This is a genomic window from Pseudomonas sp. TE3911, assembly GCF_054062775.1.
In genome coordinates, this window is sequence record NZ_JBSSFP010000001.1 from 493,456 (window position 1) to 509,912 (window position 16,457).

17 protein-coding genes and 4 tRNA genes are annotated in these 16,457 nt (G+C 57.2%); 14 read left to right on the top strand and 7 right to left on the bottom strand.

Going from position 1 to position 16,457, the window contains the following annotated elements:
• The first annotated feature begins 110 nt into the window (after positions 1-110).
• From alaS to mgtE, 7 genes are all read left to right on the top strand, one after another.
• The gene (gene alaS / locus ACVWXD_RS02315) at positions 111-2,729 is read left to right on the top strand and encodes an alanine--tRNA ligase (protein WP_457370638.1); all 2,619 of its coding nucleotides are present in this window, start codon (positions 111-113) and stop codon (positions 2,727-2,729) included.
• 96 nt (positions 2,730-2,825) lie between these two features.
• Positions 2,826-4,067 (top strand): aspartate kinase, encoded by a 1,242-nt coding sequence (locus ACVWXD_RS02320; RefSeq protein WP_032886761.1) that lies wholly within the window; start codon positions 2,826-2,828, stop codon positions 4,065-4,067.
• A 175-nt stretch (positions 4,068-4,242) separates the two neighbouring features.
• The gene (gene csrA, locus ACVWXD_RS02325; protein ID WP_003175645.1) at positions 4,243-4,431 is read left to right on the top strand and encodes a carbon storage regulator CsrA; all 189 of its coding nucleotides are present in this window, start codon (positions 4,243-4,245) and stop codon (positions 4,429-4,431) included.
• Positions 4,432-4,493: 62 nt separating this feature from the next.
• Positions 4,494-4,584, top strand: a tRNA-Ser gene (locus tag ACVWXD_RS02330).
• A 108-nt stretch (positions 4,585-4,692) separates the two neighbouring features.
• A tRNA-Arg gene (locus tag ACVWXD_RS02335) sits at positions 4,693-4,769 on the top strand.
• A gap of 72 nt (positions 4,770-4,841) precedes the next feature.
• Positions 4,842-4,918, top strand: a tRNA-Arg gene (locus ACVWXD_RS02340).
• A 339-nt stretch (positions 4,919-5,257) separates the two neighbouring features.
• Positions 5,258-6,700, top strand: coding sequence for a magnesium transporter (gene mgtE / locus ACVWXD_RS02345; protein WP_032886762.1), 1,443 nt, complete (start codon positions 5,258-5,260; stop codon positions 6,698-6,700).
• A 107-nt stretch (positions 6,701-6,807) separates the two neighbouring features.
• Here mgtE and ACVWXD_RS02350 read toward each other — a convergent pair whose 3' ends face one another.
• The 3 genes from ACVWXD_RS02350 to ACVWXD_RS02360 form a co-directional block, all read right to left on the bottom strand.
• Positions 6,808-7,134, bottom strand: a complete 327-nt coding sequence (locus ACVWXD_RS02350; RefSeq protein ID WP_003175643.1) for an Arc family DNA-binding protein — start codon at positions 7,132-7,134, stop codon at positions 6,808-6,810.
• Positions 7,135-7,522: 388 nt separating this feature from the next.
• Complete coding sequence (locus ACVWXD_RS02355) at positions 7,523-7,702, bottom strand: PA3371 family protein (RefSeq protein WP_032886763.1); 180 nt, start codon at positions 7,700-7,702, stop codon at positions 7,523-7,525.
• A gap of 11 nt (positions 7,703-7,713) precedes the next feature.
• Positions 7,714-7,941: a hypothetical protein gene (locus tag ACVWXD_RS02360; RefSeq protein WP_032886764.1), complete on the bottom strand. Its 228-nt coding sequence runs from the start codon at positions 7,939-7,941 to the stop codon at positions 7,714-7,716.
• A gap of 326 nt (positions 7,942-8,267) precedes the next feature.
• Here ACVWXD_RS02360 and ACVWXD_RS02365 point away from each other — a divergent pair.
• Both ACVWXD_RS02365 and ACVWXD_RS02370 read left to right on the top strand, forming a co-directional pair.
• A tRNA-Arg gene (locus ACVWXD_RS02365) sits at positions 8,268-8,344 on the top strand.
• 277 nt (positions 8,345-8,621) lie between these two features.
• Positions 8,622-10,010 (top strand): MFS transporter, encoded by a 1,389-nt coding sequence (locus tag ACVWXD_RS02370; protein WP_095185681.1) that lies wholly within the window; start codon positions 8,622-8,624, stop codon positions 10,008-10,010.
• Positions 10,011-10,070: 60 nt separating this feature from the next.
• Here the strand turns inward: ACVWXD_RS02370 and ACVWXD_RS02375 are convergent, their stop codons facing one another.
• From ACVWXD_RS02375 to flgA, 4 genes are all read right to left on the bottom strand, one after another.
• Complete coding sequence (locus tag ACVWXD_RS02375) at positions 10,071-10,820, bottom strand: flagellar brake protein (protein ID WP_032886767.1); 750 nt, start codon at positions 10,818-10,820, stop codon at positions 10,071-10,073.
• A 96-nt stretch (positions 10,821-10,916) separates the two neighbouring features.
• Positions 10,917-11,387 (bottom strand): flagella synthesis protein FlgN, encoded by a 471-nt coding sequence (locus tag ACVWXD_RS02380; protein WP_032886768.1) that lies wholly within the window; start codon positions 11,385-11,387, stop codon positions 10,917-10,919.
• 48 nt (positions 11,388-11,435) lie between these two features.
• The gene (gene flgM, locus ACVWXD_RS02385) at positions 11,436-11,753 is read right to left on the bottom strand and encodes a flagellar biosynthesis anti-sigma factor FlgM (RefSeq protein ID WP_032886769.1); all 318 of its coding nucleotides are present in this window, start codon (positions 11,751-11,753) and stop codon (positions 11,436-11,438) included.
• 141 nt (positions 11,754-11,894) lie between these two features.
• On the bottom strand, positions 11,895-12,659 hold the full coding sequence (gene flgA / locus ACVWXD_RS02390; RefSeq protein WP_099601981.1) for a flagellar basal body P-ring formation chaperone FlgA: 765 nt from the start codon (positions 12,657-12,659) through the stop codon (positions 11,895-11,897).
• Between the two features lie 80 nt (positions 12,660-12,739).
• Between flgA and ACVWXD_RS02395 the strand changes: the two genes are divergently transcribed.
• The 5 genes from ACVWXD_RS02395 (at position 12,740) to flgD (ending at position 16,447) form a co-directional block, all read left to right on the top strand.
• Positions 12,740-13,672, top strand: coding sequence for a chemotaxis protein CheV (locus ACVWXD_RS02395; protein ID WP_095185679.1), 933 nt, complete (start codon positions 12,740-12,742; stop codon positions 13,670-13,672).
• A 44-nt stretch (positions 13,673-13,716) separates the two neighbouring features.
• The gene (gene cheR, locus ACVWXD_RS02400) at positions 13,717-14,544 is read left to right on the top strand and encodes a protein-glutamate O-methyltransferase CheR (RefSeq protein WP_032886774.1); all 828 of its coding nucleotides are present in this window, start codon (positions 13,717-13,719) and stop codon (positions 14,542-14,544) included.
• 312 nt (positions 14,545-14,856) lie between these two features.
• Positions 14,857-15,264 carry a flagellar basal body rod protein FlgB gene (gene flgB / locus ACVWXD_RS02405; RefSeq protein ID WP_032886775.1) on the top strand — a complete coding sequence of 136 codons (408 nt, stop codon included), beginning with the start codon at positions 14,857-14,859 and terminating at the stop codon, positions 15,262-15,264.
• Positions 15,265-15,267: 3 nt separating this feature from the next.
• Entirely contained in the window at positions 15,268-15,711 is a 444-nt protein-coding gene (flgC, locus tag ACVWXD_RS02410) for a flagellar basal body rod protein FlgC (RefSeq protein ID WP_032886776.1), read from the top strand.
• Between the two features lie 16 nt (positions 15,712-15,727).
• The gene (gene flgD, locus ACVWXD_RS02415; RefSeq protein ID WP_032886778.1) at positions 15,728-16,447 is read left to right on the top strand and encodes a flagellar hook assembly protein FlgD; all 720 of its coding nucleotides are present in this window, start codon (positions 15,728-15,730) and stop codon (positions 16,445-16,447) included.
• Positions 16,448-16,457: the final 10 nt, after the last annotated feature.

Below are 16,457 nucleotides of genomic sequence, written 5' to 3' on the forward strand. Positions count from 1 at the left end.
AAACACGCTGTACCCCCGGCAAAGGGCCGATATAATGCGGCCTTTTGCCGTCGCTCCGTCTGATGATGTTGCGCACTGGCCTTTGGCCGCAGCCTCCGTGGAAGAACCTAATGAAAAGCGCAGAAATCCGTGAAGCCTTCCTTCGCTTCTTCGAAGAGCAAGGTCACACCCGTGTCGCCTCCAGCTCTTTGATCCCAGGCAATGACCCAACCCTGCTGTTCACTAACGCGGGGATGAACCAGTTCAAGGACTGCTTCCTGGGCCAGGAAAAGCGCGCCTACACCCGCGCCACCAGCAGCCAGAAGTGCGTACGTGCCGGCGGCAAGAACAGTGACCTGGAAAACGTCGGCTATACCGCCCGTCACCACACGTTCTTCGAAATGCTGGGTAACTTCAGCTTCGGTGATTATTTCAAAAAAGATGCGATTACCTTCGCCTGGACCTTCCTGACCGACGTGCTGAAGCTGCCAAAGGAAAAACTCTGGGTCACCGTCTACGCGACGGACGATGAAGCGTATGACATCTGGACCCAACAAATCGGTGTGCCTGCCGAGCGCATGATTCGCATCGGCGACAACAAGGGCGCGCCCTACGCCTCCGACAACTTCTGGACGATGGGCGATACCGGCCCATGTGGCCCTTGCACCGAGATCTTCTACGATCACGGCGCCGACATCTGGGGTGGCCCGCCGGGCTCGCCGGAAGAAGACGGCGACCGTTACATCGAGATCTGGAACAACGTATTCATGCAGTTCAACCGCACCGCCGATGGCGTGTTGCATCCGCTGCCAGCGCCGTCGGTGGACACCGGCATGGGCCTGGAGCGGATCAGTGCGGTGATGCAGCACGTTCACTCCAACTATGAAATCGACCTGTTCACCAACCTGCTGAGCGCGTCGGCGGCGGCCATTGGTTGCGCCAATGAGGGCCAGTCTTCGCTCAAGGTTGTGTCGGACCATATTCGTTCCTGCGGCTTCCTGATTGCCGACGGTGTGCTGCCGTCCAACGAAGGCCGTGGCTATGTGCTGCGCCGCATCATTCGTCGAGCCTGCCGCCACGGTAACAAGTTGGGCGCCACCGGCAGCTTCTTCTACAAAATCGTTGCCGCCTTGGTGGCCGAGATGGGCGAAGCGTTTCCAGAACTCAAGCAGCAGCAGGGCAACATCGAGCGCGTGCTCAAGGCTGAAGAGGAGCAGTTCACCAAGACGTTGGAGCACGGTCTGAAGATCCTGGAACAGGACCTGGCTGAGCTCAAAGGCACCGTGGTGCCGGGCGATGTGGTGTTCAAGCTTTACGATACCTATGGCTTCCCGATGGACCTGACCGCTGACATCGCCCGTGAGCGCGAGCTGACCATTGATGAAGCCGGCTTCGAGCGTGAGATGGAAGCCCAGCGCGTACGTGCTCGCTCCGCCAGCTCCTTTGGCCTGGACTACAACACCCTGGTCAAAGTTGATGTGCCTACCGAGTTCACTGGCTACAAGGCGACCCTTGGCTCGGCCAAGATCGTTGCCCTCTATAAAGATGGCAAGTCGGTCGACGTTCTAAATGAAGGCGACGAAGCCGTTGTGGTCCTGGACCAGACGCCGTTCTACGCCGAGTCGGGTGGCCAGATCGGTGACTGTGGTTTCCTGAGCTCGACATCGGGGCGTTTTGAAGTGCGTGACACCACCAAGACCGGCGGTGCGTTCCTGCATCACGGTGTGTTGGTGCTGGGCAACTTGACGGTCGGCGCGCCAGTGGACACGCAGGTCGATGCCGAAGTACGGCATGCAACCGCCTTGAACCACTCGGCCACTCACTTGCTGCACGCTGCATTGCGTCAGGTGCTGGGTGAGCACGTCCAACAGAAGGGTTCGTTGGTCGATAGCCAGCGTCTGCGTTTCGACTTCAGCCACTTCGAAGCGATTAAGCCGGAGCAGATCAAGGCCCTGGAAGATATCGTCAATGCACAAGTGCGCAAGAACACCCCGGTTGAAACCGAGGAAACCGATATCGAGACCGCCAAGGCCAAGGGCGCCATGGCACTGTTCGGCGAGAAGTACGGCGACAACGTGCGCGTACTGAGCATGGGCGGCGACTTCTCGGTGGAACTGTGTGGTGGTATCCACGCCAACCGCACCGGCGACATTGGCCTGCTGAAGATCATCAGTGAAGGCGGTGTGGCCTCCGGTGTGCGACGTATCGAGGCGGTGACTGGCGCTGCGGCCCTGTCCTACCTCAATGCTGCCGAAGAACAACTCAAGGAAGCGGCCAGCCTGGTCAAGGGCAGCCGCGACAACCTGATCGACAAGCTGTCCGCCGTGCTGGAGCGCAACCGTGCTCTGGAAAAACAGCTGGAGCAGTTGCAGGCCAAGGCAGCCAGTGCGGCGGGCGACGATCTGTCGTCTTCTGCGGTGGATGTCAAGGACGTGAAAGTCCTGGCGGCGCGCCTGGATGGTCAGGATGGTAAGGCGCTGTTGGCCCTGGTCGATCAGTTGAAGAACAAGCTCGGCCGCGCAGTGATCCTGCTCGGCGGTGTCCATGAGGATAAGGTCGTTCTGGTTGCCGGTGTAACCAAAGACCTGACTGGCCAACTCAAGGCCGGTGATTTGATGAAGCAAGCCGCCGCGGCGGTGGGCGGGAAGGGCGGTGGTCGTCCGGACATGGCGCAAGGCGGTGGTGTCGATGCCGGTGCTCTGGATGCGGCCCTGGCCCTGACCGTGCCGTTTGTCGAGGCAGGTATTTAAGGCGCTGTTAACTGGCCCGTGGTCTAGTCGCGGGCTTGTTCGGTGCTGGTTGATTGGATATTTAGGCGCCCCTTTACGGGCTGAGGCGGCTTAGAAATGGCTTTGATCGTACAGAAATTTGGAGGCACCTCGGTCGGCTCTGTCGAAAGAATCGAGCAGGTTGCCGACAAGGTTAAGAAATTCCGCGATGCTGGCGACGACCTGGTGGTGGTGCTGTCGGCCATGAGCGGCGAGACCAATCGCTTGATCGAGCTGGCCAAGGCAATCAGTGGCGACCAGCAACCGCTCCCGCGTGAGCTGGACGTGATCGTCTCTACGGGTGAGCAGGTGACCATCGCCTTGCTGGCCATGGCCCTGAACAAGCGTGGCGTTCCTGCGGTGTCCTACACGGGCAGCCAGGTGCGTATCCTCACCGACAGTGCGCACACCAAGGCGCGCATTCTGCAGATCGATGATCAGAAAATTCGCACTGATCTGAAAGCTGGCCGCGTGGTAGTTGTAGCGGGCTTCCAGGGTGTGGATGAACACGGCAACATCACCACCCTCGGGCGTGGCGGTTCGGACACTACCGGCGTGGCTCTGGCGGCAGCTCTCAAGGCTGATGAGTGCCAGATCTACACCGATGTGGATGGCGTCTACACCACTGACCCGCGTGTCGTTTCCGTGGCCCAGCGTCTGGACAAAATCACCTTCGAAGAGATGCTGGAAATGGCCAGCCTCGGTTCCAAGGTTTTGCAGATCCGCGCGGTGGAGTTCGCCGGCAAGTACAACGTTCCGCTGCGCGTATTGCACAGCTTCAAAGAGGGTCCGGGCACCCTCATTACTATTGATGAAGAGGAATCCATGGAACAGCCGATCATTTCCGGCATCGCTTTCAACCGCGATGAAGCCAAGCTGACGATCCGTGGCGTGCCAGACACCCCGGGCGTGGCCTTCAAGATTCTGGGCCCGATCAGTGATGCGAATGTTGAAGTCGACATGATCGTGCAGAACGTCTCGCACGATAACACCACCGATTTCACGTTCACTGTGCACCGCAACGAGTACGATGCGGCATTGAAAATCCTGGAGAACACCGCGAGCGAGATTGGCGCCCGTGAAGTGGTCGGCGATATCAAGATTGCCAAGGTGTCGATCGTGGGTGTGGGCATGCGTTCCCATGCCGGCGTTGCCAGCCGTATGTTTGGGGCTCTGGCCAAGGAAAGCATCAATATCCAGATGATCTCCACGTCTGAAATCAAAGTCTCGGTAGTGATCGAAGAGAAGTACCTGGAGCTTGCTGTGCGCGCGCTGCATACCGCGTTTGAGCTAGACGCTCCGGCCCGACAGGGCGAGTGATGTAGTGCCAGGAAGGCGCGGTCTACCGCGCCTTTCCTTTTTTTGTAGGGCGCATGGTCTTTTGTGTGCGCTCGACAATACTTAGGTCGTTAGGGCTATGACTCTCGAGTCGTAGGTCGAACGCCTTTTTTTTGCAGACTGTTGTTCCTGAAATGAAATGCGTGAGGAGAAAGGTATGCTGATTCTGACTCGTCGGTGCGCAGAAAGCCTGATTATCGGTGATGGCGAAATCACCGTGACCGTGCTCGGCGTCAAAGGCAATCAAGTACGTATCGGGGTTAATGCTCCGAAAGAGGTAGCGGTCCACCGCGAGGAAATCTACCTGCGGATCAAGAAAGAGAAGGACGAAGAACCAAGCCTTTAATTTTTATCGTTTTTTATGTTTGCAAACGGGGAGGAACGTGGTTAATATACGCCCCGTGTTGCGGAGAGCTGGCCGAGTGGCCGAAGGCGCTCCCCTGCTAAGGGAGTACACCTCAAAAGGGTGTCGGGGGTTCGAATCCCCCGTTCTCCGCCATTATTTGCTTAGTACGTTGCAATCTGGTTTTTTCGGTAAGTTGTTGAAAATTAACGAAAAAATAGCTTTACATAGAGATTGAACGGCCTATAATGCGCGGCAACAAATGCACTCGTAGCTCAGCTGGATAGAGTACTCGGCTACGAACCGAGCGGTCACAGGTTCGAATCCTGTCGAGTGCACCATTTAAGAGTTAGTTGCAGTAATGCGGTTAACTTGGCTTCAACCAGTTGTGATCTGGTCTAAAAACACAATCTGCACTCGTAGCTCAGCTGGATAGAGTACTCGGCTACGAACCGAGCGGTCACAGGTTCGAATCCTGTCGAGTGCACCATACAAACAAAAAGCCCGCCTAGTGCGGGCTTTTTGCCGTCTGGGGTTTGTGTCGGACTTTATCTTTTTCTCCTTCCTTGTGTGTTTTCCCTTCGCGCCGTGGCGTCGCAGTTCTAAGATGCAGCCAATACTCAGCTTTGGCTCGCAAGCGCTTGTTCTTTCCAGTTTTTTGACATTTAAGATGGTCGGTCGGTGTATCATTGCGCCCGTCAGCCCCGCCGGGGCTTGTGGAATATCTCCATGGACTTACCCAGTAGTTACTCAGTACCCCGCTTTACCAATCATGAATTGACTGATTGATCCTTCCGGCGTGCCCCGCTGCTGGGAGTGGAGTTCGCCTATGACCGAAGTAGAAGTAAAGAAAACACAAGAAAGCCTGCAAGATCGCTTGGCTCAAGTCATTGAGCTGCTGCAGCGCCAGCGCGTGGTCGAAGACCTTACGCATCGCCAGGAAGGTCCAAACCACGACCGCGTCGAAAACCTGGTTCACCGGCAAAACCTCGTCGAATTGCAGCGCAAGCTCGATGATCTGCACTCCGCCGACGTTGCCTACATTCTGGAAGCCTTGCCGCTCGATGATCGACTGACCCTCTGGCAGTTGGTCAAGGCCGACCGCGACGGCGACATCCTGCTCGAAGTATCCGATTCTGTTCGTGAAACCCTGATCGCCGACATGGACGATCACGAGCTCCTGGCTGCGGCCAGGGAAATGGACGCCGACGAACTGGCTGACCTGGCCCCTGAGCTGCCCCGTGATGTTGTCCATGAGCTGATGGAGGCACTCGACGGCCAACAGCGTGAGCGCGTGCGCTCCGCGTTGTCCTATGACGAGGACCAGGTCGGCGCGCTGATGGACTTCGAGATGGTCACCATCCGAGAGGATGTCAGCCTTGAAGTGGTGTTGCGTTACCTGCGTCGTTTGAAAGAGCTGCCGAGTCATACCGACAAACTGTTCGTGGTTGACTACGAAGGCATTCTCAAGGGCGTGCTGCCGATCAAGCGGCTGCTGGTCAACGATCCTGAAAAAAGGGTTGCTGACCTGATGGCTAGCGATACCGTCAGTTTTCATCCGGACGAAGACGCCTACGACGCGGCGCAGGCTTTTGAGCGCTACGACTTGATCTCGGCGCCCGTGGTCGACAAGAACGGCAAGCTGATCGGCCGTCTGACCATCGACGAAATCGTCGACCTTATTCGTGAAGAGAGTGAAACCGAAGTCCTCAACATGGCGGGTTTGCGTGAAGAGGAAGATATTTTTGCGTCGGTCTGGCGTTCGTTGCATAACCGCTGGGCCTGGCTGGCGGTGAACCTGATCACGGCATTTATAGCCTCTCGTGTGATTGGGCTTTTTGAGGGGTCTATCGAAAAACTGGTGGCTTTGGCTGCGTTGATGCCGATTGTGGCAGGTATTGGCGGTAACTCCGGTAATCAGACCATTACTATGATCGTGCGCGCCATGGCGCTGGATCAGGTGAGTACCGCCAACTCTTCGCGCCTGCTGCGCAAGGAGCTGGCAGTGGGTCTGATCAACGGCCTGGTGTGGGGTGGTGTGATTGGTCTGGTGGCTTACTTGCTCTATGGCAGCTGGTCGCTGGGGGTGGTGATGACCGCCGCTATGACGCTCAACTTGCTCCTGGCAGCGCTAATGGGTGTGCTGATCCCCATGACCCTGGCGCGCCTCGGCCGAGATCCAGCCATGGGCGCCAGCGTGATGATCACCGCCATGACCGACAGTGGCGGCTTCTTTATCTTCCTGGGTCTGGCGACGATCTTCCTGCTCTGATCCCTTCCGACGGTGGGGGCAAATTTGCCCTCCAGCCTCGCATTACCTTTCTAAATTCCAGGCAAAAAAAAGCCAGCACATGGCTGGCCTCGGCTTTCAGTTGCAGATCAATTGGCTTCTGCGGCCGCCTCTACGTCGTGCGCGATAAGCGAGACGAGGGCATTTTGCTGGCGATGGGAGAGCTGACGAAAACGCTGCAGCAGTTCGCGTTCATGCAGTGACAGCTCAGGACTATCCAGACGCATGCTCAACTCGTCACCTAGCGCACCTTCCTGAATAAGGCTCTGTTCCAGGCGCGCGATGATTTCGGAGTTCATGCTGCGGTGATGATTGCGAGCCACCTCGGCAATGCGTTCCCGCATTCCGTCTGGCAGACGTACGACGAACTTGTCAGCCGTACGGCTGGAATAAATTGCCTGTTTCAATGGGCGCATATATTTAACCGGTTAGTTCAGGGGAGCGGTTTTTGGAATTGGCCGCAAGCGATGAGAGTTAAGACAAGACTCACGACCAAAGTTCAACCCGAATTGCAAAGAGGCCGCATCATGCCTCAGATTTGCCAGTTCCTTGGCGTCAATTCTGTGACAAATATTGAACTGCCTAAAGGCTTTATGCCAGCACTGATTTGCATTTTTGCGGACTGGTTGGAAAACTTTTCTGCGAGAGGGGCGCTTGACGATCTTCCCGTAGAACGGGCCGCAACGGGGCATTCGGGCGGCACATCGTATAGCAAAGTGGCCTTTTGCCCCTGCGTTTAAGACTAGTGGCAATTTGCCGATTTACTAGGGCGAGGCGACATAAGGTAGGACGAGGGGGGAGGGGTCAGCGCAAAACCGGGTCGAATTTGATGCGGCGACCCATAACAAGGGTCAGCAGTAGAATGCAGGCGCAGACACCGCTCGCAATCAGTGCGTTGAGTTGAGTGTCCTGGGACTCGGCACCCAAGCCGTAGATGCCAGTGACAGTGGTCAGGCACAGAAAAAGCCAGGCAGTTTTGGTCATGAGCGGTTACCTTAAAAAACCCAGTGTTCGGAGGCCGGGGCGGCCTGAGTGCCTTGAGTCAAGCGTACCGGGGATTGCGCGTTCGGCGTCATGACTGCCAGCTGCGGGCGTTGTTGCAAGTGGTGCGGAACAGCCTGGCTGATCTGTGCTGGGTCATTATCGCCCGCCGACTGAAAATGGAATGTGACCAGCGTAGCCAGAGCGATGGCGTTAAGGGTTAACAAAAGGGCACTGTTCATGATCATGTTCTCCGCTTAACGCCGTGGCTGAAGGGGTGGTATGGGAGAAGTATTGCAGGTGTCGTGCCAATCTATTAATTCAATAAAATCAATGGTTTAGGTCTTGATAAAGATGTCAAAGGCTTGCAATTTGCAATGCTGGCATTTTGGGGGAGTGCATTTTGCACGATTAGCCTGAGTGCCCGTATTTGCGGGTCGAAACCGCGACCTCCGGGGCGCGGATCCTCCTACACTCAAAAAGCCCACGGACGACATGACAAAACCTAACTCGGCCGTTAACATGCACGCCGTCCGTCGCAATGCCCTTGGCCCGACGGCTGTCATTTGTCCCAGTAGCTCAATTGGATAGAGCATCCCCCTCCTAAGGGGAAGGTTGGCCGTTCGAACCGGCCCTGGGACACCAGTTCCAAAGCCCCGCACAGACTATTCTGGGCGGGGCTTTTTTGTGCGTGCTCGGTCTTTTCAAACAACAATCGAACCTTGCCGCCGATCAATGTTCACAGCAGGTGCTGTCGGGTATTTTTCGCGATGGTGTACCTCTTACGACGCCCCGTGTCGTCTGAGCTGTTCAAGCAAATTAATCCCCGGAAACAGCTCATACCGCCTGTCCGGAACCGGCCACCCAGGACTATCATGCCGATAGCCCTGTCTCTCACTGCAAGGAGCCGCTCGGAACGCCGATGCGTCAGATCTGGAAATCTTTTCGAGCCCTTTATTTCGCGTCCTTGATGATGCTGATCGGCTCTGGCCTGCTCAGTACCTACCTGGCCTTGCGTCTGGCGGCCGACCATGTCGACAGCCTATGGGTGGGTGCGCTGATGGCGGCCAACTACTTTGGCCTGGTTTTGGGCGGCAAGATCGGGCACCGCTTAATTGCGAGAGTCGGGCACATCCGTGCCTATGCCACCTGCGCCGGTATCGTCGGCGCGGCGGTGCTGGGCCATGGCCTGATCGACTGGTTGCCGGCCTGGATCGTGCTGCGGATGATTGTCGGCCTCGGAATGATGTGCCAGTACATGGTCATCGAGAGCTGGCTCAATGAGCAGGCGGATGCCAAGCAGAGGGGCGTGGTATTCAGCGGCTATATGATCGCGTCCTACCTGGGGCTGGTGCTGGGTCAATTGATCCTGGTCATGCATCCCCAGCTTGGCCTTGAGTTGCTGATGCTGGTGGCGCTGTGCTTTGCCCTGTGCCTGGTGCCGGTGGCCATGACTCGACGTATTCACCCGGCGGCCTTACACCCCGCGCCGATGGAGCCGCGTTTCTTTATCAAGCGCGTGCCCCAGTCGCTGAGTACAGTGTTGGGTGCGGGGCTGATTGTCGGTTCGTTTTACGGTTTGGCGCCGCTTTATGCGTCCCAGCAGGGGCTCACGACGGAGCAAGTCGGTCTGTTCATGGGTAGCTGTATTTTTGCCGGGCTGCTGGTGCAGTGGCCTCTGGGCTGGTTGTCGGATCGTTATGATAGGGCGCTGTTGATTCGTTGTTTTGCCTTGTGCCTGGCGGTAGCGGCCTTGCCGCTGGCGATCATGACTCAGGTGCCGCTGGAAGTGCTGTTTGTCGCGGGCTTCCTGTGTTCGCTGGTGCAGTTCTGTCTGTACCCGCTGGCGGTGGCGTTTTCCAATGACCATGTGGAAGGCGACCGTCGAGTATCGCTGACTGCCATGCTGCTGGTGACTTATGGCGTTGGTGCGAGTATCGGGCCGTTGCTGGCAGGCGTGATCATGAAGATGTTCGGCAGCCAAATGCTGTATGCCTTCTTCAGCCTGTGTGCGTTGATCCTGGTATGGCGCATCCGGCCGAAGGCGGTGACCAATTTGCATCAGGTGGAGGATGCCCCCCTGCATCACGTGGCGATGCCCGACAGCATGTCGAGTTCGCCGCTGGTGGCCGCGCTTGATCCACGGGTCGATGAGCAAGTGGTGCAGGAGCAGATGCAGAATGTCCCTGATCCTGAGCCTGAGCCGGAAACTGATCCCCAGCCGCCAGTAGATGAGCCAGCCTTTGTCGGGCCGCCGGAACCTCTGGGGCCGGAAGAGCATCCGCATGACTTGAGCAGGGCGCGCCCCTGAAAGTAAAAACGGGCAGATCCCCAAAGGATCTGCCCGTTTTTTTACCGCGATCTTTAATGATTAAAAATCGTCGTCCTTGTCGAAGCGCCGCGCTTCTCGCTGCAGTTGATACACAAAACGTTCGACTTGGCGCTGCACCAGGCCACTCATGTTGTGGAAGCGCACGCCGGCAAAGGTGGTGTTTATCTTCTCTTCGAAGTGCAGGTAACGCAGCTCGACCGAAGTGGTCATGCTGCCAAACGGCAGGGCGGCGATAAAGCGGTCGTAGACCTGGCCCAGTTGCAAGCGTTCGGAGATGTCGCCTTCAAAGCGCAGTTTGCAGCCGGTGGCGGAGATATCGAGCAATTTGCCGTTGACCGGCGCCTTGAGTTTTTCGCCGCCGAGCTCGATGTTCACCAGTTGTGCCAGCTTCAGCGCGGCGCGAAATGCATTGCGGCGCTGATGGTAGACCACCTCGTCCGGCAGGCTGCCGGTGTAGATACGGTGGCCATCTTTTTCGCTGATTTTGAGGTTGCCGGTGCTTTCCCAGGCGACGCGCACGCCGTCGTGGAAGCCTTCGATACGGAAGGGTTCGCCGTTTTCGAGGTGGCGTTCGCCATCACGGGGGATCATTTCGTCCAGCGCCAGCGTGCTGCTGTCACGGTTAACGTCCACCAGATAGCTCTGGAAGCGCTGGCTGCGCTCATGGAAGGTGATGATCAGCGGGTCATGGCTGTCTTGCAGCATCCGCAAGGTGCCTGCGATTTCCAGAGGCGTGGTGAGCACCTTGGGTGGCTGCGGCGCATCTTCCGCATTAAGGGCGTTGAACACGGTTCTTCCATCTCCAGACAAAATACGACTACACGCAAGAACCGGCATTTTGCCAGCATGTGGCGCGCCTTGGATAGGGCGCACAGTAAACTGGCGTCAGGCTTGGCTGCGGGTGCTTGGCTTGACCAGGCGCGAGGTTGATCCCTGGGCGTTATACAGTGCCGGCGGCTCTCCGCCGTGGAGTATGCGCAACTGGTTGGCAGTCGTGGCTTGCTGAAGCTGGATCGACTGACCGTTAAGCAGGTTGGCTTCCTGGCACTGGGCGAGCAATTGGTTGAGTTCTTTGCTCTGGCTCAGGAGCTGATCGCCGACCGAGGAGTGGCTGGCCAGTTGCGCCAAGCCGTCGTGGTCTGCCGGCAGGCCAAGGCTGATCAGGATCTGGCTGCGTTTTTTGCCGTGCTGTTCCAAGAGGACAATCAGCGACTGTTTGCGCGCCAGAATTTCTTCCAGCAACGGCATATCCCGGCCGTAAAGGGCCAGTGATTCCTCTCTTAGCAGCTCCAGCAATTGTTGCGTCGGCGCTAGATCATCAATGATCAGTTGCAGCAAATGTTCGTCGTGATGCATGGCTGGCCTTGGGTTTTAAGCGTCCAAAAGCCCTGCGCAGGCCTTTGCCTAGCGCTCGGCTTCGAAATTAAGCAGCTTGCTGGCTACACGGTTGCTGTCGACTTTATAGCTGCCATCGGCGATTGCCTGTTTCAATTCGGCCACACGGGCTTTATTGACCACGGGTTGATCGCGCAGCGAGTCAGTGACCTTCTGCAACTGTTGAGCCTCATTGCTCAGGTGTACGGATTCCCCGCTCTGGCTGGCCTGTTCTGCCTTGACGGGCAGCGCCGGGGCCTTGGCTTCTACGCTGTCCTTGGTGCTGGTGGTGCGCGTAGTGCCTGACGTCGTCGGGGCGTTATTCAAACGGCTGAAATCGATGACCATGATAAAAAAACCTCTGGGTATTTGGACGCTTGCCATGTTTTCGGCCATACCCGGACAAACTTTAGGCGCGAATGACAATAAATCTCCGCACGGGACTTCTCGTGCACAGTGTAGGAAAACCCAGCGTCCTGTACCAGTAATCTATAAAGCGACCTCGACTTGCCCTGGGGCTGTCACCCGCGCCTTGATCACGCGGTTGGAGTTGAGGTTCTTGACTCGAATCTGTTCGCTCATGCCGCCGTTGGACAGTGCTTCACCAGGCATTTTCACATTCAATCCCCCGCTGCTCGCGGAAATCACCACCTGATCGCCCTTGCGAATGACCTCGGCCTGTTCCAGATGCACCAGCGTAATCACCTGATCGGTGACCACTGGTCGGGTCAATTTCTGCCCGATGGCTTGGTCCACTGATGTGAGATAGCCCTGGTTGATCAGGCTGATGTCGCGTTCACGCAGCACAACGTCTTCAAAACCAATGATGCCGGTGCGTTTCAGCGGTCGGGCCACCACCACTACATCGCGGAATAGCTTGACCTGTGCCGGCACAAACACCGTCCAGGGCGAGGCGCCATCGCAGCGCACCCGCACCGTCACGCGGCCGATAGGCTGAGCAGGGCTTTCCAGGGTCGCTGTCAATTCCTTGTCGCACATAGGCATGCGCAGGCGCGGGTCCAACTGGTTGACCTGGATTTCATAACGCCCCGGTGTCTGGGTGGTCGCCAGATAATCTTCTACAGTGAACTCAAGAAAGCCCTGAGTGACGCCGATAAGTAGATCAGGCAAGGTGACGTTATCTGCGCGGGCCGTGGCGCCGAGGCAGAAAGCAAGCAATGCCACCGAGGCGCAGAGCAATCTGCGGTACTGTGGGAATCGAAGGCGTCGGGAAACTGTCGTTTTAATATCCATGGCCAATAAATAGCAAAGCTCGTGCCGTTTAGTGTTGGGTGCGCGTCGCACCTTCAAGGTTTTAGCGTAGGAGTCTGGGCATGGCAGGAGTAATGGATTCAGTAAACCAGCGCACACAGCTGGTAGGGCAGAATCGCCTGGAGTTGTTGCTTTTTCGCCTGGATGGCAAACAGCTGTACGGCATCAATGTGTTCAAGGTGCGGGAAGTGCTGCAATGTCCCAAGCTGACGATCATGCCCAAGTCCAGCCCTGTGGTGTGTGGCGTAGCCAACATCCGTGGCGCGACCATCCCGATTCTTGACCTGGCCCTGGCCACCGGTTCGGCTGGCCTGCAGGACCGCGAGAGCCCGTTCGTAATCATCACCGAGTACAACACCAAGACCCAGGGCTTCCTGGTGCGCTCGGTGGAGCGCATCGTCAACATGAACTGGGAAGAGATTCATCCGCCGCCCAAGGGCACTGGCCGCGACCACTACCTCACGGCGGTGACGCGGGTCGATAACCAGTTGGTGGAAATCATCGACGTGGAGAAGATCCTCGCCGAAGTTGCGCCGACCTCGGAATCGATTTCCGTGGGCGTGGTGGATGCCGAAACGGCGCATAAGGCGGTCTCGCTGCGTGTGCTCACGGTGGATGACTCCTCGGTGGCACGCAAGCAGGTGACCCGTTGCCTGCAAACCGTCGGCGTGGAAGTGGTGGCGCTTAATGATGGTCGCCAGGCGCTGGATTACCTGCGCAAGCTGGTGGATGAAGGCAAGAAACCGGAAGAAGAATTCTTGATGATGATCTCCGACATCGAGATGCCGGAAATGGACGGCTACACCCTCACGGCTGAGATACGCAGCGATCCACGCATGCAAAAATTGCATATCATCCTGCATACTTCGTTGTCGGGCGTATTCAATCAGGCGATGGTCAAGAAGGTCGGTGCCGATGACTTCCTGGCCAAATTCCGTCCTGATGACCTGGCATCCCGGGTAGTCGACCGGATCAAGGCAGCAGATCACAGCTAAGGGCTTGTTGCCCTGGCGGTCTTACGATTTTAGAGGCGGTATCAGTGTCTACGGGTAATTTGGATTTTGAACAGTTCCGGGTCTTCCTGGAAAAAGCCTGTGGCATATTGCTCGGTGAAAACAAGCAATACCTGGTATCCAGCCGTCTTAACAAACTGATGGAGCAGCAGGGCATCAAGTCCCTGGGCGAGTTGGTTCAACGGATCCAGGGGCAGCCGCGCAGTGGTCTCAAAGAAATGGTGGTCGATGCCATGACCACCAACGAAACCCTTTGGTTTCGTGATACGTACCCCTTTGAAGTGCTCAAGAGCAAAGTGCTGCCGGAGGCTATCAAGGCCAGCCCGGGCCAGCGTCTGCGCATCTGGTCGGCAGCCTGCTCCTCGGGGCAGGAACCGTACTCTATCTCGATGTCCATTGATGAGTTCGAGCGGACAAACATGGGTCAGTTGAAGGCCGGGGCACAAATTGTTGCCACTGACCTGTCCGGCACCATGCTCACTAATTGCAAGACCGGCGAGTACGACAGCCTGGCTCTGGGGCGTGGTTTGTCCCAGGAACGACTGCAACGTTACTTCGACCCGAAAGGGGCGGGGCGTTGGGCGATCAAGGCGCCAATCAAGAGCCGCGTTGAGTTCCGCTCGTTCAACCTGCTTGATAGCTACGCCAGCCTTGGCAAGTTCGACATGGTGTTTTGCCGCAACGTGCTGATCTACTTTTCGGCCGAAGTGAAGAAAGACATCCTGTTGCGCATCCACGGCACCCTCAAGCGTGGTGGTTACTTGTTCCTCGGTGCTTCCGAGGCGCTCAATGGCCTGCCGGATCATTTCCAGATGGTGCAGTGCAGCCCTGGGATCATCTACCAGGCCAAGTAATAAAGCGTACGCGGTCAAGAATGTGGGAGGGGGCTTGCCCCCGATAACGGTGGTTCAGTTGATGCATCTATCACTGATACACCGCTATCGGGGGCAAGCCCCCTCCCACATTTTTTTTGTGCGGCAATCCTCAGGATAGCGGCAAGCCGGATTGCCGCTTTACTGGCGCTACGCGGAGACCCGTTGCCGCTTTTCTGGCATTGCCGCCGGCAATATCCCCGTAAACCCTTGATTCATGGGCTTTTCAGAAACTGGCATGCGCTTTGCTATAACCCAGTTAACGAACAGCAGGTCAGCCTAAAGGTTTCCGCCATGAGCATCAGCTTCGATAAAGCGCTCGGTATCCACGAAAAAGCCCTGGGCTTCCGCGCCCAGCGTGCTGAAGTCCTGGCCAACAACATTGCCAACGCCGATACCCCGAACTACAAGGCTCGGGACCTGGACTTCTCCGCCGTGCTTGCCGCACAGCAGGACAAGACCAAGAACGGCACCTTCGCCTTGAACATGACCAACAACCGTCATATCGAAGCACAAGGTCTGAGCAGTGGTGACGAGTCGCTGCTGTATCGCACGCCGATGCAGCCGTCGATCGACCAGAACACCGTCGACGCCCAGCTGGAGCAATCGGCCTACGCCGAGAACTCGGTGAACTTCCAAGCCAGCTTTACGCTGCTCAACAGCAAATTCAAAGGGCTGATGTCGGCCCTTCGTGGAGAGTAAGCCATGTCCCTGTCCAGTGTTTTCAATATTGCCGGTAGTGGCATGAGCGCCCAGACCACGCGTCTCAACACCGTCGCCAGTAACATCGCCAACGCCGAGACTGTGTCTTCGAGCATTGACCAGACCTACCGTGCGCGTCACCCGGTCTTCGCCACCATGTTCCAGGGCGGCCAGAACGGCGGCAGCGATTCGTTGTTTCAGGAGCAGGGCGCAGCAGGCTCTGGCGTGCAGGTGCTCGGCGTGGTCGAAGACCAGAGCAACCTCGAAGCCCGCTACGAGCCGAACCACCCGGCTGCGAACGAAAAAGGCTACGTGTACTACCCGAACGTCAACGTGGTCGAGGAAATGGCCGACATGATTTCCGCCAGCCGCTCGTTCCAGACCAATGCGGAAATGATGAACACCGCCAAAACCATGATGCAGAAGGTCCTGACCCTGGGTCAGTGATAAGGGGCGCCAAATGATGGCCATCGTTGATACGTCTACTAATTCGGCAGTCCAAGACCTTTTCAATTCCAAGGTCAGCACTGCAACAAACAATGTCGCGAGTACGGCTGCTGCTGCTACCGGCAATCAGTCGTTGGGTAAAGATGCATTCCTGCAGCTGCTCGTCACCCAGCTGAAAAACCAGGACCCGCTGTCGCCTCAGGACAACGGTGCATTTGTGGCCCAACTGGCCCAGTTCAGCAGCCTGGAAGGCATCAACACCCTCAACGACTCGGTGAATGCAATTTCCAGCAACTTCAGCTCCTCCCAGGCGCTGCAGGCTTCGTCGCTGGTTGGGCGTTCGATCATTACCCAGACCGACAAGGCCCTGGTGGATACGAGCAAGAGCATGAACGGTTCGGTAGCTGTGACTGCAGCCACCGGCAACGTCGCCATCAAGATCACAGACAAAGATGGCAACTTGGTGCGCACCATTGATATGGGTGCCCAGAGCGCCGGCACCGCGAGCTTCATCTGGGATGGCAAGAACGATGCGGGTGAGGTGGCTCCAGCGGGCACCTACACCTTCGCGGCCACGACCAAGAATGACGCTGGCGATTCAGTGGCCCTGGCCACTTCGTTGCCGGCAACGGTGACCAGCGTGACTTTGAGCAAGACCGGTGGCGAGATGCTGCTGAACCTTGCGGGTGGCATGGGCAGCGTCAAGCTGTCGCAAATTCAGACTATCGGTACATAGAGCCGGCTAA

Bases quoted from the DNA above. Each gene is read 5' to 3' on its own strand.
- alaS (WP_457370638.1), top strand. From the start codon at position 111: ATGAAAAGCGCAGAAATCCGTGAAGCCTTCCTTCGCTTCTTCGAAGAG.
- ACVWXD_RS02320 (WP_032886761.1), top strand. From the start codon at position 2,826: ATGGCTTTGATCGTACAGAAATTTGGAGGCACCTCGGTCGGCTCTGTC.
- csrA (WP_003175645.1), top strand. From the start codon at position 4,243: ATGCTGATTCTGACTCGTCGGTGCGCAGAAAGCCTGATTATCGGTGAT.
- mgtE (WP_032886762.1), top strand. From the start codon at position 5,258: ATGACCGAAGTAGAAGTAAAGAAAACACAAGAAAGCCTGCAAGATCGC.
- ACVWXD_RS02350 (WP_003175643.1), bottom strand. From the start codon at position 7,134: ATGCGCCCATTGAAACAGGCAATTTATTCCAGCCGTACGGCTGACAAG.
- ACVWXD_RS02355 (WP_032886763.1), bottom strand. From the start codon at position 7,702: ATGACCAAAACTGCCTGGCTTTTTCTGTGCCTGACCACTGTCACTGGC.
- ACVWXD_RS02360 (WP_032886764.1), bottom strand. From the start codon at position 7,941: ATGAACAGTGCCCTTTTGTTAACCCTTAACGCCATCGCTCTGGCTACG.
- ACVWXD_RS02370 (WP_095185681.1), top strand. From the start codon at position 8,622: ATGCGTCAGATCTGGAAATCTTTTCGAGCCCTTTATTTCGCGTCCTTG.
- ACVWXD_RS02380 (WP_032886768.1), bottom strand. From the start codon at position 11,387: ATGCATCACGACGAACATTTGCTGCAACTGATCATTGATGATCTAGCG.
- flgM (WP_032886769.1), bottom strand. From the start codon at position 11,753: ATGGTCATCGATTTCAGCCGTTTGAATAACGCCCCGACGACGTCAGGC.
- flgA (WP_099601981.1), bottom strand. From the start codon at position 12,659: ATGGATATTAAAACGACAGTTTCCCGACGCCTTCGATTCCCACAGTAC.
- ACVWXD_RS02395 (WP_095185679.1), top strand. From the start codon at position 12,740: ATGGCAGGAGTAATGGATTCAGTAAACCAGCGCACACAGCTGGTAGGG.
- flgB (WP_032886775.1), top strand. From the start codon at position 14,857: ATGAGCATCAGCTTCGATAAAGCGCTCGGTATCCACGAAAAAGCCCTG.
- flgC (WP_032886776.1), top strand. From the start codon at position 15,268: ATGTCCCTGTCCAGTGTTTTCAATATTGCCGGTAGTGGCATGAGCGCC.
- flgD (WP_032886778.1), top strand. From the start codon at position 15,728: ATGGCCATCGTTGATACGTCTACTAATTCGGCAGTCCAAGACCTTTTC.